The sequence below is a fragment of the Pseudomonas sp. H3_A02 genome (assembly GCF_054671965.1).
The window spans coordinates 1,743,615-1,758,596 of the sequence record NZ_CP162807.1; the positions used below are offsets into that span (position 1 = coordinate 1,743,615).

15 protein-coding genes and 1 pseudogene are annotated in these 14,982 nt (G+C 60.9%); 6 read left to right on the forward strand and 10 right to left on the reverse strand.

Annotated elements, in window-relative coordinates:
* Window positions 1-76 precede the first annotated feature (76 nt).
* The 7 genes from AB4N80_RS07530 to AB4N80_RS07560 form a co-directional block, all read right to left on the reverse strand.
* Window positions 77-241: a hypothetical protein gene (locus tag AB4N80_RS07530; protein ID WP_305471306.1), complete on the reverse strand. Its 165-nt coding sequence runs from the start codon at window positions 239-241 to the stop codon at window positions 77-79.
* A gap of 215 nt (window positions 242-456) precedes the next feature.
* A complete protein-coding gene (locus AB4N80_RS07535; RefSeq protein WP_122566600.1) occupies window positions 457-720 on the reverse strand; it encodes a hypothetical protein in 264 nt (87 codons plus the stop codon).
* A gap of 370 nt (window positions 721-1,090) precedes the next feature.
* Window positions 1,091-2,254 carry a gamma-butyrobetaine dioxygenase gene (locus AB4N80_RS07540; RefSeq protein WP_354336622.1) on the reverse strand — a complete coding sequence of 388 codons (1,164 nt, stop codon included), beginning with the start codon at window positions 2,252-2,254 and terminating at the stop codon, window positions 1,091-1,093.
* A 19-nt stretch (window positions 2,255-2,273) separates the two neighbouring features.
* Window positions 2,274-2,750: a thioesterase family protein gene (locus tag AB4N80_RS07545; protein ID WP_122566602.1), complete on the reverse strand. Its 477-nt coding sequence runs from the start codon at window positions 2,748-2,750 to the stop codon at window positions 2,274-2,276.
* A 167-nt stretch (window positions 2,751-2,917) separates the two neighbouring features.
* Window positions 2,918-3,883 carry an L-carnitine dehydrogenase gene (locus tag AB4N80_RS07550; RefSeq protein ID WP_305482005.1) on the reverse strand — a complete coding sequence of 322 codons (966 nt, stop codon included), beginning with the start codon at window positions 3,881-3,883 and terminating at the stop codon, window positions 2,918-2,920.
* 142 nt (window positions 3,884-4,025) lie between these two features.
* Entirely contained in the window at window positions 4,026-4,913 is an 888-nt protein-coding gene (locus tag AB4N80_RS07555) for a beta-keto acid cleavage family enzyme (RefSeq protein ID WP_305491246.1), read from the reverse strand.
* A 71-nt stretch (window positions 4,914-4,984) separates the two neighbouring features.
* A complete protein-coding gene (locus AB4N80_RS07560; RefSeq protein ID WP_122566604.1) occupies window positions 4,985-5,929 on the reverse strand; it encodes a choline ABC transporter substrate-binding protein in 945 nt (314 codons plus the stop codon).
* A gap of 220 nt (window positions 5,930-6,149) precedes the next feature.
* Between AB4N80_RS07560 and AB4N80_RS07565 the strand changes: the two genes are divergently transcribed.
* The 3 genes from AB4N80_RS07565 to AB4N80_RS07575 all read left to right on the forward strand — a co-directional run bounded on the left by AB4N80_RS07565 (window position 6,150) and on the right by AB4N80_RS07575 (window position 9,753).
* On the forward strand, window positions 6,150-7,097 hold the full coding sequence (locus AB4N80_RS07565) for a GlxA family transcriptional regulator (RefSeq protein ID WP_354336625.1): 948 nt from the start codon (window positions 6,150-6,152) through the stop codon (window positions 7,095-7,097).
* A gap of 183 nt (window positions 7,098-7,280) precedes the next feature.
* Window positions 7,281-8,450, forward strand: coding sequence for an alginate lyase family protein (locus AB4N80_RS07570; RefSeq protein ID WP_460081347.1), 1,170 nt, complete (start codon window positions 7,281-7,283; stop codon window positions 8,448-8,450).
* 118 nt (window positions 8,451-8,568) lie between these two features.
* Window positions 8,569-9,753 carry an ATP-binding protein gene (locus AB4N80_RS07575; RefSeq protein ID WP_122566607.1) on the forward strand — a complete coding sequence of 395 codons (1,185 nt, stop codon included), beginning with the start codon at window positions 8,569-8,571 and terminating at the stop codon, window positions 9,751-9,753.
* 169 nt (window positions 9,754-9,922) lie between these two features.
* Here AB4N80_RS07575 and AB4N80_RS07580 read toward each other — a convergent pair whose 3' ends face one another.
* The 3 genes and pseudogenes from AB4N80_RS07580 to AB4N80_RS07590 form a co-directional block, all read right to left on the reverse strand.
* The gene (locus AB4N80_RS07580) at window positions 9,923-10,339 is read right to left on the reverse strand and encodes a DUF3010 family protein (protein ID WP_122566608.1); all 417 of its coding nucleotides are present in this window, start codon (window positions 10,337-10,339) and stop codon (window positions 9,923-9,925) included.
* Between the two features lie 32 nt (window positions 10,340-10,371).
* Window positions 10,372-10,599, reverse strand: a pseudogene (locus tag AB4N80_RS07585) (helix-turn-helix domain-containing protein); the annotation flags it as partial.
* Window positions 10,600-10,611: 12 nt separating this feature from the next.
* The gene (locus tag AB4N80_RS07590) at window positions 10,612-11,013 is read right to left on the reverse strand and encodes a lysozyme inhibitor LprI family protein (RefSeq protein ID WP_305471284.1); all 402 of its coding nucleotides are present in this window, start codon (window positions 11,011-11,013) and stop codon (window positions 10,612-10,614) included.
* 235 nt (window positions 11,014-11,248) lie between these two features.
* Here AB4N80_RS07590 and AB4N80_RS07595 point away from each other — a divergent pair, with 235 nt between their 5' ends.
* The 3 genes from AB4N80_RS07595 (at window position 11,249) to dgcA (ending at window position 14,912) form a co-directional block, all read left to right on the forward strand.
* A complete protein-coding gene (locus AB4N80_RS07595; protein WP_030139307.1) occupies window positions 11,249-12,226 on the forward strand; it encodes a dipeptidase in 978 nt (325 codons plus the stop codon).
* Window positions 12,227-12,305: 79 nt separating this feature from the next.
* A complete protein-coding gene (locus tag AB4N80_RS07600) occupies window positions 12,306-12,836 on the forward strand; it encodes a 4-vinyl reductase (RefSeq protein WP_092146299.1) in 531 nt (176 codons plus the stop codon).
* A 15-nt stretch (window positions 12,837-12,851) separates the two neighbouring features.
* Entirely contained in the window at window positions 12,852-14,912 is a 2,061-nt protein-coding gene (dgcA, locus tag AB4N80_RS07605; protein WP_122566611.1) for a dimethylglycine demethylation protein DgcA, read from the forward strand.
* Window positions 14,913-14,982 lie beyond the last annotated feature (70 nt).

Consider the following 14,982-nt stretch of genomic DNA (forward strand, 5'->3'; position numbering starts at 1 on the left):
CGGCTGTAAGGCCGTCTTCGCGAGCAAGCCCGCTCCCACAGGGGAAACGCGGTCTCACCAAGAACCAGGTCGGCTATCAGGCCGCCTCGTGGTGGACGTTGATCTCGGGCGCCCCGTTAACCTCGCTGGCTGAATGAAGGTATTGCGCAGTGGGCACCTCGGCATGGATGCCGAGGTAGCCGCGCTGGGCCATGGATGGCCCTTCGCGGCGGCCCACGGAGCAATGCCTTCGTTCAGGCATGCCGAGCCTAAGCGAGGCACCGAGTGGTGGGGCAAAGCGCTTTTGCTTACTTTTGGCTGGTCCGGCTCCCGGCTTTTCCAAAAGTGAGCCGCCGTAAGGGCGGAACCCTAAGCGGCCGTTACGCAAAAAATGGATATGTACTCAGTCAACAAAACCCTGGTCGGCTGCGAGGCCGTCATCGCGAGCAAGCTCGTTCCCACAGGTTTTATCAGCCGCTAGCCGCTATGGGTCTGGTGGTATTGCGTCAACGCCGGCAACAACTGCTTGTCGAACGCCTCGCGCACGGCCGGCAGGACGGTGGCGCCGCTGGTGTACATGTCCTTGACCATCTTGCGCAATTCATTGGCGCGGGCCGTATCCAGCCCCCGCACGGCATATTCGCAGGCCTGCTCGGCAGTGGCACCGCTGGGTATCTGCAACCCCAGGGCCTTGAGGTGGCCCAGCAGGTCTTCCTGGTCGATCAAATCGGCGTGCATCATGACGCTTTTCCTTGTTCAGGGATTGGGGTCGTGTCTCGATTCTGGTAGCCACCCGAAGCGGCGGCAAGGGCAAATGGTCGCAATGTCATGAATGACTATGGAGGCGTCGTTTTCGGCTAACTTGCCCAGACCTGGACTGGGCACACTGGCCCCAAGCTGAATCACGATGGTTTGGTCACCCTCGCGCAACAGCTCCTCCAGTAACGCTCCTGCCCCGATCCTGTCACGGCTTGATCGGGGATTTTTTTGCCTGGGCGAATCAGGTGTTGATGGGTTGTCCGACAGACCGCTTTCGCGAGCAAGCCCGCTCCCACAGGAGTCCGCGATTCTATGTGGGAGCGGGCTTGCTCGCGAATGGCCGTTACGCGGTCTAACGCTGCAACACCAGAATCCGCGACAACAACTCATCTCGATCCACATAGCACCCCTGGAAATGCCGGGCCCCGGAAGCCGGGTCGAAGGCGTTGCGGGCGTGGAGGGTGCGGCGGTTGTCGAAGCACCAGAGCTGGCCGGGTTCCAGGCGCTGCACCAGGCGAAAGTGTGGCTCGCGGGTCAGGGCGATGAAGCGGCGGTAGGCACGGTAAAGCCTGGGCATCTGCTCGACCGAGGTGTCGAACGGCCCTCGCAGGAAGTTCGCCATGCGGATTTCCGAAACCTGCCCGAGGGCATCCAGGGCGATGATCGGCGCCAGGCAGCGGTAGTCGCTGCGGCGGTCCTTGTTGCGAAATTCCACCGGGATCTGGCACAGGGCGTCGAAGGCCTCGGGGTCTTCTTGGCGCAGTGCCTCGGCAATGGCAAAACCGTCGACAAAAATGCTCTCGCCACCGTCAGCGTCATTCACCAGGCAATGCAAGAACTGCAGCCCCGGCTGCAACTCCCGGGTCGGCAGGTCGGTGTGCAGTGGCAGGTTGAAAGCGGTGTAGGCGTTGCTGTCGGCATCGGCCTTGGACTGCACGTTGAACAGCACGCCGAAGTTGCTCTCGCGGATGAAGGAAATGCGCTGGGCAATGCGTTTCAGCGAACCGGGTTCGGTGGGCACGCCACGCACTTGGGTCAGGCCGATGTCGCGCACCGCCAGCAACCAGTGCAGCAACGCATCGGCATCGTCCATCAGCGCCGGGTAATCGAACACAGGCAGTGGCAGGTCGTGCCGCCACAGCTGGCACCGCGGCTTGTTCGCCAGGCGCTCGGCCCGGGATTGATCGTCGTAGGCGTGGGCGCGCAACCAGCCCGGGTCGAAACGGCTCTGGTGGCCGTCCTGCCAGTCCACGCAGAGGCAGCCTTCGGTGTCGAGACGAACCGCCCTGGGTGACATCCCTTCCGGGACGTCGACGATTTCCAGCACCTGCTCGCGGGTGACGCTGTAGACGCATTCGGCGCACGGGCAGTTGTCCCGCAGCCATGGGTGATGAAAAGGGCTGGTCCGGCCATCGGCCCACGTCACTTGCACCTGGTCGGCCAAGGGGGTTGCGGCGGTCAACGCGAAGATCAGGGGATAACGGCGGAAGTCGGCAAAAGCGGCGGCGGTGTTCATGCGATCTCCTGTTCAAGGCTTATCGGGCGGGGGGCAGGGCGATGACCCGGCCGATGTACGCCGGGGGCGGCAGGTCGGATTGCTCGTCGAGCAGGGCGTCGAGCCGGGCCAGGGTCTGCTGCGTGAAGGGCGCCGAGCGCGGACCGGCGAGGTCGACGTGCAGCAGCATCTGCTCATTGCCGGCCAACTCTTTATCACCACCAACCAGGTGCAGGCTGTGGTAGAGATGCAGGCGTTTGGCGTCGTGGCCGATGATCTGCGTGTGCACTTGCACCTCGGCCCCAAGCTTCACTTCGTGCAGATAATTGAGGTGAAGTTCGAGGGTGAACAGCGAGTGGCCGCTGGCTTCGCGGTTCTGGCTGTCCAGGCCGAGCCGGTCCATCAGCGCGTCGGTGGCGTAGCTGAAGATCAGTAGGTAGAAGGCATCGCGCAGATGGCCGTTGTAATCGACCCATTCGGGGAGGATGGGGGTTTGGTAGGTGGTGAGGGTGGGCATGGTCCTGGTTCCGACAGTTGTGGTGACTGAGCTGGCGCTATCGCGAGCAAGCTCGCTCCCACAGGGGATCTTCTGAGTGAAATAAAATAGTGTTCACACCGCGAAATCCCTGTGGGAGCGAGCTTGCTCGCGATGGGGCCAGACCTGCTGGCCCAAAAAGCCCAGGGTTACTCGCTGAAGGCCATGCCATGTTTGGCTTTGGTGGCCTTCACCGCCTCCAGCACTGCCAGCAGGCAATCATCACGATAGCGCTCCAGGGCCGAAATGCTGTGGTTGCCCAATTGCTCGCTCGTGCCATCCACCACATCGTCGATCAGCTTCTCGGTCAGTTCCGGCGCTGGCAGGTAGGTCCACGGCAGTTGCAGTGCCGGGCCGAACTGGGCCATGAAGTGCCGCATGCCGGCATCGCCGCCGGCCAGGGTGTAGGTCAGGAACGTGCCCATGAACGACCAGCGCAGGCCGGCGCCAAAACGGATGGCATCGTCGATTTCCCCAGTGGTAGCGACACCGTCGTTGACCAGATGCAGGGCCTCGCGCCACAGCGCTTCGAGCAGGCGGTCGGCGATGAAGCCGGGCACTTCCTTGCGCACGTGCAACGGCCGCATGCCGAGGGATTCATACACCTGCATCGCCGCTTGCACGGCTTCGGGCGCGGTGTTTTTGCCACCGACCACTTCCACCAGCGGCAATAGATAGACGGGGTTGAACGGGTGCCCGACCACGCACCGTTCCGGGTGGGTGGAGTTTTCATAGAACTCGCTTGGCAGCAGCCCCGAGGTACTCGATCCGATCAGTGCATCTGGCTTGGCGGCGGCGCTGATCTGGGCGTGCAGTTCGAGCTTGAGTTCCAGCCGCTCGGGGGCGCTTTCCTGGATGAAGTCGGCGTCGCGCACGCATTCTTCGATGGTGGCGACAAAGCGCAGGCGATCCTGCGAGGCGCCAGGGGCCAGGCCTTGTTTCTCCAGGGCGCCCCAGGCGTTGGCGACGCGTTTGCGCAGCGCGGCTTCAGCGCCGGGGGCCGGGTCCCAAGCGACAACGTCGAGGCCATGGGCCAAGGCCCGGCTGACCCAGCCGCTGCCGATCACGCCGCTGCCCAGGGCGGCAAAGGTCTTGATGTCGGTGATGAAGCTCATGGTGATTTCCTGAAAAGAGTGAAGATCACCTGTGGGAGCGAGCTTGCTCGCGATAGCGATATTCCGACCTTTGAAGATGCATCGGATGTAGCACCGCCATCGCGAGCAAGCTCGCTCCCACAGGAGGACGATGGAGATTCGGCTAGCCGCGTTTGCTTAAGCCCATTTTCTTGCGACCTTCAGCCGGCGTGAGCACTCGCGCCCCAAGGCGACTGAGGATTTCGCCAGCCCGCTCCACCAATTGGCCGTTGGTGGCGAGCACGCCTTTGTCCAGCCAGAGGTTGTCTTCCAGCCCGACCCGCACGTTGCCCCCCAGCAGCACCGCCTGGGCGGCCATCGGCATTTGCATGCGGCCGATGCCGAAGCCGGCCCACACTGCATCGGCCGGCAGGTTGTCGACCATGGCCTTCATAGTGGTGGTGTCGGCCGGTGCGCCCCACGGGATGCCCAGGCAGAGCTGGAACAGCGGGTTGTCCAGCAGGCCTTCCTTGATCAGTTGCTTGGCGAACCACAGGTGGCCGGTGTCGAAAATCTCCAACTCGGCCTTGACCCCCAGTTCAGTGATGCGCTTGGCGCCGGCCCGCAGTTGCGCCGGGGTGGAGACGTAAATGGTGTCGCCGTCGCCAAAGTTCAGGGTGCCGCAATCCAGCGTGCAGATTTCCGGCAACAGCTCTTCGACGTGGGCCAGGCGGGTCAGCGGCCCCACCAGGTCGGTGTTGGGGCCGAATTCCATCGGCCGTTCGCCGGCACCGATCTCCAGGTCGCCGCCCATGCCGGCGGTGAGGTTGACGATGATGTCCACGTCCGCCTCACGGATGCGCTCCATCACTTCGCGGTACAGCGCCACGTCGCGGCTGAACTTGCCGGTCTGCGGGTCGCGGACGTGGCAGTGGACCACCGTGGCCCCGGCCTTCGCCGCCTCGACGGCAGCGGCGGCGATCTGTTTCGGGGTGACCGGCACGTGCGGGCTCTTGGCGGTCGTGTCGCCAGCACCGGTGAGTGCGCAGGTGATGATGACGTCGTGGTTCATGGTGCGGATTCCTTCAGGCGTGGTAAGTCACTGCGCAGCCCTTTGGCGCTGCGCAGATGGATAACGGTGGGTCAGTTACTGGTGAGTTTCAGGTTGTCGGCGGCCGGCTTGCCGTCGAAGGTGGTCACGCCTTCGAGCCAGCGCTGCTTGTCTTGCGGGTGATCCTTGAGCCATTGCCGGGCCGATTCGAGGGGATCCTTGTGATCGAGCAACGGCTGCATCATCCGGCTCTCGTCTTCGGCGGTGAAGGTCAGGTTGCTCAGCAAGCGACCGACGTTCGGGCATTGCTCGGCGTAGTTTGGCGCAGTGACGGTCCACACGGTGGCCATGCCTTCGTTCGGACCGAGGGCGTCTTCGCTGCCGGTGAGGTAGGTCATTTGCACGTTGACGTTCATCGGATGCGGCGCCCAGCCGAAGAACACCACGGCTTCCTTGCGCCGTACGGCGCGGTCCACGGCGGCGAGCATGCCGGCTTCGCTGGATTCCACCAGTTGGAATTTGCCCAGGCCGAACTGGTTCTTGGCGATCATCGCCTTGATCTGGGTGTTGGCGCCGGAACCGGGTTCGATGCCGTAGATCTTGCCGCCCAACTCTTTTTCGAATTTGGCGATGTCGGCGAAGGTTTTCAGGCCCTTGTCGGCCAGGTAGGTCGGTACGGCCAGGGTGGCGCGGGCGTCCTTGAGGCTGGGCTGCTCCAGCACCTTGACCTGCTTGGCCTCGACGAATGGGGTGATGGTCTGGGTCATCAACGGGTTCCAGTAGCCGAGGAACAAGTCCAGGCGCTGGTCGCGGATGCCGGCGAAGATGATTTGCTGGGAGGCGCTGGTCTGCTTGGTCTTGTAGCCGAGACCGTCGAGCATCACTTGGGTCAGGGCGCTGGTGGCGATGACGTCGGTCCAGTTCACCACGCCCAGGCGTACGTTCTGGCATGCGGCGGGCTCGCCCGCCATGACCGCGCCATTCAGGAAAACGGTACCGCTGAGTGCAAGGACGCAGGAGCTGATCAGTCGTTTCATGTCGGGTTCCTCGGCAGCTTATTGTTATGGGTTCCGGCATCTGCGTGCCGGTGATGCCAAGTTACGCAGCCCCACGCCTGGCAAAACGCACAGCGGCGACGTGCTCTTGCACTGCGGCGACCTAGTGTCCTGTTTCACGAATAGGGGCCTGCAGCGCTTGAACAGCCCTTGCAACTGGCGTATCAAGATCCGCACGCTACCCGCCAATCGAGTGCGCTCCATGTCCCAGGATTTCTACTTCTTGTTGATGCCGGGCTTTTCAGCCATCGGCTTCATTTCGGCCATCGAGCCGTTGCGGGTGGCCAATCGTTTTCGCGGCGAGCTGTATCGCTGGCATGTGCTGAGTATCGATGGCGGGGCGGTGCTGGCGAGCAACGGCATGTCGGTCAACGCCGATGCCGCGCTGGAGCCCTTGAAGAAAGGCGCGACCCTTTGGGTGGTAGCGGGGTTCGAGCCGCTGAAATTCGCCACCCCGGCACTGGAGCGCTGGCTGCATCGGTTGGACAGCGAAGGCGTGATCCTGGGCGGCATCGACACCGGCAGCGTGGTCCTGGCCGAGGCGGGACTGCTGGAAGGGCATCGCGTGACCTTGCATTGGGAAGCGATCGAGGCGTTCAAGGAGTCTTATCCACAGCTTGGCGTGACCCAGGAACTGTTCGAAATCGACCGGCGCCGCATCACGTGTGCGGGCGGCACCGCGTCCATCGACCTGATGCTCGATCTGATCGGCCAGGCCCACGGTTCGGAACTGGCGATCCAGGTCAGCGAACAGTTCGTGCTCGGCCGCATCCGCCCGCGCAAAGACCACCAGCGCATGGAAATCGCCAATCGCTATGGCGTTCGCAACAAGAAGCTGGTGCACGTCATCGGCGAGATGGAAACCCACAGCGAACCGCCCCTGAGCACCTTGGCGTTGGCCGAGTCGATCAACGTCACCCGCCGCCAGCTCGAACGCCTGTTCCGCCTGCACCTGAACGACACCCCGAGCAACTTCTACCTGCGCCTGCGCCTGGAAAAGGCCCGGCAGCTGCTGCGCCAGACCGACATGAGCGTGCTGGAGGTGAGCATCGCCTGCGGCTTTGAGTCACCGTCGTACTTTACCCGCAGCTATCGGACACGGTTCGCGCGCTGCCCGCGGGAGGATCGGCGACAGGTGGCGAGAAATTAAACGCTTCAATGGCGAGCGCATCGAAAACAATTAAAAACATCTTGATTTAGATTGTTTGTGGCGGCTGCTGTGATTTTTTTAAAGACTGTCCTTCGTTAGTGTCGGCGGGCAACGCGTTGTCCGCCAATTCAATAATGCTTGTTGTCGTCGGGTGCTGAATAAGCGTCAAGCGAGGTGCTGTGCGTGAGAAAAAGTGTCTGGCTTTTTTGGTTGTTGCTATTTATGAGTCGCGCGGCACAGGGGGAAATTGCCCACCCGGGTATCTTGGTGGACTTCAAACAATTACGGTACATCAAGGAAAATATTTACCGTGAACCTTGGAAAAGTGCTTATGAGAGAGCTTTGCAGGACCCGTTGGCCGATAAAGCCTACGAGCCCACTCCTTGGGCGACTGTGGAGTGCGGCTCGTATTCAAACCCCAATAATGGCTGTTCGGATGAAATTAGAGACGCACGAGCGGCCTACACACAGGCGTTATTGTGGCGGTTGAGCGGTGACCCTCGATATGCCGAAAACGTACGAAAAATCCTTAACGCATGGGCCGAGACGCTGACGGGGGGACACACTAACAGTAATGGACCCTTGCAGGCTGCCTGGGGGGCAGAGTTGTTTACTCGGGCTGCTGAGATTGTCAAATATTCCTATGACGGATGGCCCCAACCGGAAAAAGACAAGGTTACTCGGCTGTTTGCGAGGCAATATTATCCTGATGTGCTACGTGCTTTTTCTGGCGGTTATGTTTGCTATAACAAAAATTGGCATGCAAGCGCCATTGAAGCGATGTTCAATATTGCTGTATTCAATAAAAATCAAATATGGCTTGATGACGCTGTTGCGAAGTGGCGTAGCCTCGTTCCGTCCTATATCTATCTTTCCTCAGATGGCGCGCGTCCGAAAGACGCTCCGTGGTGCCCGCGAAGCAACGCGCAAATCAATGCGCACTGGAGCAACCCTGAAACCTACGTAGAAGGTTTGACGCAAGAAAGTTGTCGGGATTTTGAGCATGCGGCTTATGGTTTGGCGGCAATAATCAATGTTGCGCAGAGCGCTCGTTTACAGGGGCTTGATTTGTATCAGGATCAAATCAGTCAGGCCGCGTTACGTATCCCTAAGGCGATGGAATTGCACAGTGCCTATCAAAACGGTGGCCAGGCAAAATTATGCAAGGCCTATGATGGATACAAGAACGATACGGTCGGTACGTTCGAGATAGGCTTCAATCACTACGCGCTGCGCGAAGGCCTTTCCCTGCCGCAGACGTCGCTTTTCCTGCAAAAGCACCGCCCCGTCAAAGGCAAATTTCATTACCTTTGGGAGACCCTGAGTCATGGGTCCACGGGACTCATCCCCTAAGAAACAGTCGTATTTGGTTGAGAGGTTCCGGACGGGCGGAGCGGGTTTGACAGACATTTATAGTCAATTATACTCACGACTATAAATTATACCTGTTGCCATAATTGAGTATAAAACCATGTCCAAGCACCCCGGTTTTGTTTTCCGGCGCCCCGATCTGGCCCGCAATATTGTCGACGGGCTGGTCGGCGGCGGGATCCAGGATTACACCTCCGGCCTGTTCCTGGCCGCGCCAAGGCGTACCGGAAAAAGTACCTTCCTGCGCGAAGACTTGATTCCCGAATGTGAAGCCCGTGGCTGGCTCGCTGTCTACGTCGATCTCTGGGCCAACAAGGAGAAGGACCCAGCCGACCTGATCGCCTCGGCTATCGCCGGTGCCCTGGTGCCTTATGAAAAGGGCATCCGCAAGCTTGCCAAGTCCATGGGTATCGACAAACTCAGTTTCTTGCGCACGTTGTCCTGGGATTTCAGCCTGCCGCAACTGCCCGAAGGCGCGACGCTGACCCAGGCGCTGGAGTTGCTGCACAGTGCTGCCGGTAAAACCGTGGTGTTGGTAATCGACGAGGCCCAGCATGCGTTGACCACCGAGGCCGGCGTCAATGCGATGTTCGGCCTCAAGGCCGCTCGCGATCAGCTCAACCAGGGGCGTGAGGGTGATACCAGCGGCCTGCGGCTGGTGTTCACCGGCTCCAATCGCGACAAGCTCGCGCACTTGGTACTCAGCCGTAACCAACCCTTCTACGGGTCCAGCATCACGCCGTTCCCTTTATTGGGCAAAGCCTTCACCCAGGCCTACACCGTCCATTTGAACGCACACCTGGCCCAGACCAACCAGTTCAACGCCGATGACCTCGACCAGGCCTTTGAGCTGGTAGGGCGTCGTCCCGAGATGTTGCGCAGCGTCATCGGCGAAATTGCGCTGGAACTGGGTGAGGCGAGCCATTTGGGTGAATTGCTGCGCAATAGCGCCGAAATGCTCCGCGCTGGCGTCTGGACCGAGTTCGAGAGTGCCTGGAACGCCCTGACGGTGCCGCAACGCGCCGTGCTGCAGGTCATGGCCGAGCGCTCGCAAAACAACGAGCCCTTCGCGCCTTTCACTGATTCCACGCTGGAGGCGGTGGGCAAGGCGCTGAAGAGCATGGGCAGCGAAGTCGTGCCCGGTACCCAGACCATCCAATCGTGCATCGACGCGCTGCGTGACAAGGAGTTGGTGTGGAAGTCCAATCGCGGCGGTTATGCGCTGGAGGACAAGGCGTTTGCCGATTGGTTGAAGGGGTATCGCCAGCAGCAGAATCGGTCCTGACCCGATTAGCGGTCGAGCATAGTGACCTGTGGCGAGAGGGGGGTTGTGGGAGCAAAGCTTGCTCGCGAAACAGTCGACTCGTTTTCTGAAGGACCGCATCGCCTCCATCGCGAGCAAGCTTTGCTCCCACAAAAAACTCTCCACAGGTGCTTGTTCGGCTGATAGAGGTCTATTTCTTCATCAGTGCCGAACACGCCGCTTTATAAGCCTCATGCTGATACTTGTTCAGCGTCGCCGGCAGGGCGAAGTCATGTTTCTTGCTCTGCGCATTGAGGGTCTGCGGCGACAGCAGCGTTACCTCACAGCCTTCCAGCAACTGGAAAACCCCTTCGATCTTGAACGTGGTCGGCCCACCGGCGAACTCGCCTTTCTTGCTGCGTTTCTTGATGGCGATGCGTTCGATGCCGTTGTCCGCCACGAACGCCCGCACCTGGGCGGCGAACGCCTTGACGTTGGCGGCGTCGTCATCGTCGTCCAAGGCGATTTTCTTGGTGTTCAGCGCGACGTGGCTCAGCGCCTGTTGATCCAGCGAGGCAACGGCGATGATCGCTTCGCTGCCTTTGATTTCGATACCGCAAGTTTTCATGTGAAGCCCTTTGCTCGATGGTGACGTGCAGCTTACAGCTCCAACTGGTCAGCCCGGATACCAAAGGCCGCGGCAATTTTTTCGCGGGTGGCTCGGCGAGGCTTGGTGACCGACTCTTGCTGGGCAAACGCCGGCTGAGAAATACCCAGGCGCCTGGCGACTTTAGCTTGAGTCAGGTTCAAGTGTTCGCGCCAGGCACGAATGGGCGTGGCACCGTCGACGATAGGGCTGACGACTTCATGGGGAATCAAGTTGTTATCCATAGGGTGGGGTTACTCCTGCCCAATCGACTCCAAAAACTCCGACCGATCATCGCTCACTTGGGCCATGCAGTCGTTTTCGGCGATTTTGTAGGCTTCGCTGCCGGGTTTGGCCGGGAAGGCGGCGATGGCGCAGTCGGCGTCGCGCTGTTTTTGCCACAGTTGTTGGGCGGCCTTGACCTTGGCAGTGATGTCGTTGAACTGGGCCTTGTCGCTGGCGTAGCGGGTTTGCAGGCGCTCGAAGAGGCTCTGCAGGTTTTCGCCCAGCAATTGTTCGGCGGCGGTTTTGCCATAGGCCGAGCAGGCCAGGGTCTGGACGTCGTTTTCGACTTCGTCGCAGGGGTTGGGCTCGGTGTCTTCGGTTGCGTGTGCCAGGGTGCTGATCAGTGCCAAAGCCAGGAAGATTGATTTCATTGCGTTGCCGCTCAAGTCCAGTGAAAACCAGTGATGCGGCGGATTCTGGCGCAAGCGTCGGGTAAAGAACAGACGGGCAGGGTGGGCCTGTCGTAGCCCATTGTCGTGGATTGACGCTTTCGGCAATTCCCCTGTCGTTTTTGCACCGGGTCGCAACGGCCCTCAGGCATATGCTGGCCCCAAAGCGCCGGCACACGATTCGGCGCATGAATCGCTGATAAAAGGGGACTGCCTGATGAGCCCAGCCGAATTGCACGCCGACAGCATCGTTATCGACGGGCTGATCATTGCCAAGTGGAACCGCGACCTGTTCGAAGACATGCGCAAGGGCGGCCTGACCGCAGCCAACTGCACCGTGTCGGTGTGGGAAGGTTTCCAGGCCACCATCAACAACATTGTTGCCAGCCAGAAGCTGATCCGCGAGAACAGCGACCTGGTGATCCCGGTGAAAACCACCGCCGACATCCGTCGCGCCAAGGAGCAGGGCAAGACCGGCATCATCTTCGGCTTCCAGAACGCCCACGCCTTCGAAGACCAGCTCGGCTACGTCGAGATCTTCAAGCAGCTGGGCGTGGGTGTGGTGCAGATGTGCTACAACACCCAGAACCTGGTCGGCACCGGTTGCTACGAGCGTGACGGCGGCCTGTCGGGCTTCGGTCGCGAGATCGTCGCCGAGATGAACCGTGTCGGCATCATGTGCGACCTGTCCCACGTCGGTTCCAAGACCTCCGAAGAAGTCATCCTCGAATCGAAGAAGCCGGTGTGCTATTCCCACTGCCTACCGTCCGGCCTGAAAGAGCACCCGCGCAACAAATCCGATGAAGAGCTGAAGTTCATTGCCGACCACGGTGGTTTCGTCGGCGTGACTATGTTCGCGCCGTTCCTGGCCAAGGGCATCGATTCGACCATCGACGACTACGCCGAAGCCATCGAATACACCATGAACATCGTCGGTGAGGACGCCATCGGCATCGGTACCGACTTCACCCAGGGCCACGGCCAGGATTTCTTCGAGATGCTGACCCACGACAAGGGCTACGCCCGTCGTCTGACCAGCTTCGGCAAGATCATCAACCCCCTGGGCATCCGCACCGTGGGCGAGTTCCCGAACCTCACCGAGACGCTGCTCAAGCGCGGCCATCCTGAGCGGGTGGTGCGCAAGATCATGGGCGAGAACTGGGTCAACGTCTTGAAAGACGTCTGGGGCGAATAACCGCCGCCGCATCGCTAATCCTCTACCTGCGGCCCTCTGCGCCGCAGGCAATACCACGAATTTCCGGAGTCAAGTTTTCATGGCCAAAATCGCCCCGCAACTGCCTATCGAAGTCGACAGCGAAACCGGTATCTGGACGTCCGACGCCCTGCCAATGCTGTACGTACCGCGTCACTTCTTCGTCAACAACCACATGGGCATCGAAGAAGTGCTGGGCGCCGACGCCTACGCCGAGATTCTCTACAAGGCCGGCTACAAATCCGCCTGGCACTGGTGTGAAAAAGAAGCCGAATGCCATGGCCTGGAAGGCGTCGCGGTGTTCGAGCACTACATGAAGCGCCTGTCCCAGCGTGGCTGGGGCCTGTTCAAGATCCAGGACATCGACCTGGACAAAGGCACCGCCAGCGTCAAGCTCGAACACTCGGCATTTGTCTATGTGTACGGCAAGGTCGGACGCAAGGTCGACTACATGTTCACTGGCTGGTTCGCCGGTGCCATGGACCAGATCCTCGCCGCTCGCGGCAGCAAGATCCGCACCGTGGCCGAGCAGGTCTACGGCGGTTCCGAAGAAGGCCACGACGACGGCCTGTTCATCGTCAAGCCGTTGTAAGTCGAGGATCGCACCATGGCTTTTGAAGCAATGTTCCAGCCGATCCAGATCGGCAAGCTGACCATCCGCAACCGCGTGCTCAGCACCGCGCACGCCGAGGTCTACGCCACCGACGGCGGCATGACCACCGACCGGTACGTGAAGTATTACGAAGAGAAGGCCAAGGGCGGCATCGGCCTGGCGATCTGCGGTGGCTCGTCGGTGGTTGCCATCGACAGCCCGCAGGAATGGTGGAGCTCGGTGAACCTGTCCACCGACCGCATCATCCCGCACTTCCAGAACCTGGCCGACGCCATGCACAAGCATGGCGCCAAGATCATGATCCAGATTACCCACATGGGCCGTCGCTCGCGCTGGGACGGTTTCAACTGGCCGACCCTGATGTCGCCGTCCGGCGTGCGTGAGCCGGTGCACCGTGCGACCTGCAAGACCATCGAACCGGAAGAAATCTGGCGGGTGATCGGCAACTACGCCCAGGCGGCACGGCGTGCGAAGGCCGGTGGCCTGGACGGCGTCGAGCTGTCCGCCGTGCACCAACACATGATCGACCAGTTCTGGAGCCCGCGGGTCAACAAGCGTACCGACGAATGGGGCGGCAGCTTCGAAGGTCGTATGAAATTCGGCCTGGAAGTGTTGAAGGCCGTGCGCGCCGAAGTGGGCGACGATTTCTGCGTGGGCATGCGCCTGTGCGGCGACGAGTTCCACCCGGACGGCTTGTCCCACGAGGACATGAAGCAGATCGCCAAGTATTACGACGACACCGGCATGCTGGATTTCATCGGCGTGGTGGGCTCGGGTTGCGACACCCACAACACCCTGGCCAACGTCATCCCGAACATGAGCTATCCACCGGAGCCGTTCCTGCACTTGGCCGCCGGTATCAAGGAAGTGGTCAAGGTCCCGGTGCTGCACGCGCAGAACATCAAGGACCCGAACCAGGCCACGCGGATCCTGGAGGGCGGTTACGTCGACATGGTCGGCATGACCCGCGCCCACATCGCGGACCCGCACCTGATCGCCAAGATCAAGATGGGCCAGATCGACCAGATCAAGCAATGCGTCGGCGCCAACTACTGCATCGACCGCCAGTACCAAGGCCTGGACGTGCTGTGCATCCAGAACGCCGCGACGTCCCGTGAATACATGGGCGTGCCGCACATCATCGAGAAGTCCACCGGGCCGAAACGCAAAGTGGTCGTCGTTGGTGCCGGCCCGGCCGGGATGGAAGCGGCACGTGTGGCCGCCGAACGTGGCCACGATGTGACCCTGTTCGAGAAGAAGGAATTCATTGGCGGGCAGATCACCACCGCCTCGAAAGCTCCGCAACGGGACCAGATCGCCGGTATCACCCGCTGGTTCCAGCTGGAGCTGGCGCGGCTGAAAGTCGATCTGCGCCTGGGCGTGGCGGCAGACGCGGCGACCATTATGGACCTGCGTCCGGACGTGGTTGTGCTGGCCGTCGGTGGGCATCCGAACGTGGAGCAGAACGAGCACTGGGGCGCCGCCGAAGGGCTGGTGGTCAGCAGCTGGGACGTGCTCGACGGCAAGGTTGCGCCGGGCAAGAACGTGTTGGTCTACGACACCATTTGTGAGTTCACCGGCATGTCGGTGGCCGACTTCCTCGCCGACAAAGGCAGCCAGGTCGAGATCGTCACCGACGACATCAAGCCGGGCGTGGCCATTGGCGGGACGTCGTTCCCCACCTACTACCGCAGCATGTACCCCAAGGAAGTGATCATGACCGGGGACATGATGCTGGAGAAGGTCTACCGCGAAGGCGACAAGTTGGTGGCGGTGTTGGAGAACGAATACACCGGTGCCAAGGAAGAACGCGTGGTGGACCAGGTGGTGGTGGAAAACGGCGTGCGGCCGGACGAAGAAATCTACTACGCGCTCAAGGAAGGTTCGCGCAACAAGGGTCAGATCGACGTTGAAGCCCTGTTCGCGATCAAGCCCCAGCCATGCCTGGAGCAGAGCGGCGAGGGCTACCTGCTGTTCCGCATCGGCGACTGCGTGGCCCAGCGTAATACCCACGCGGCCATCTACGACGCCCTGCGGTTGTGCAAGGATTTCTAACGGCTTGTGGATAACCCTGTGGGAGCAAGGCTTGCCCGCGAAAAATGCGACGCGCAGCATCTGACTGACC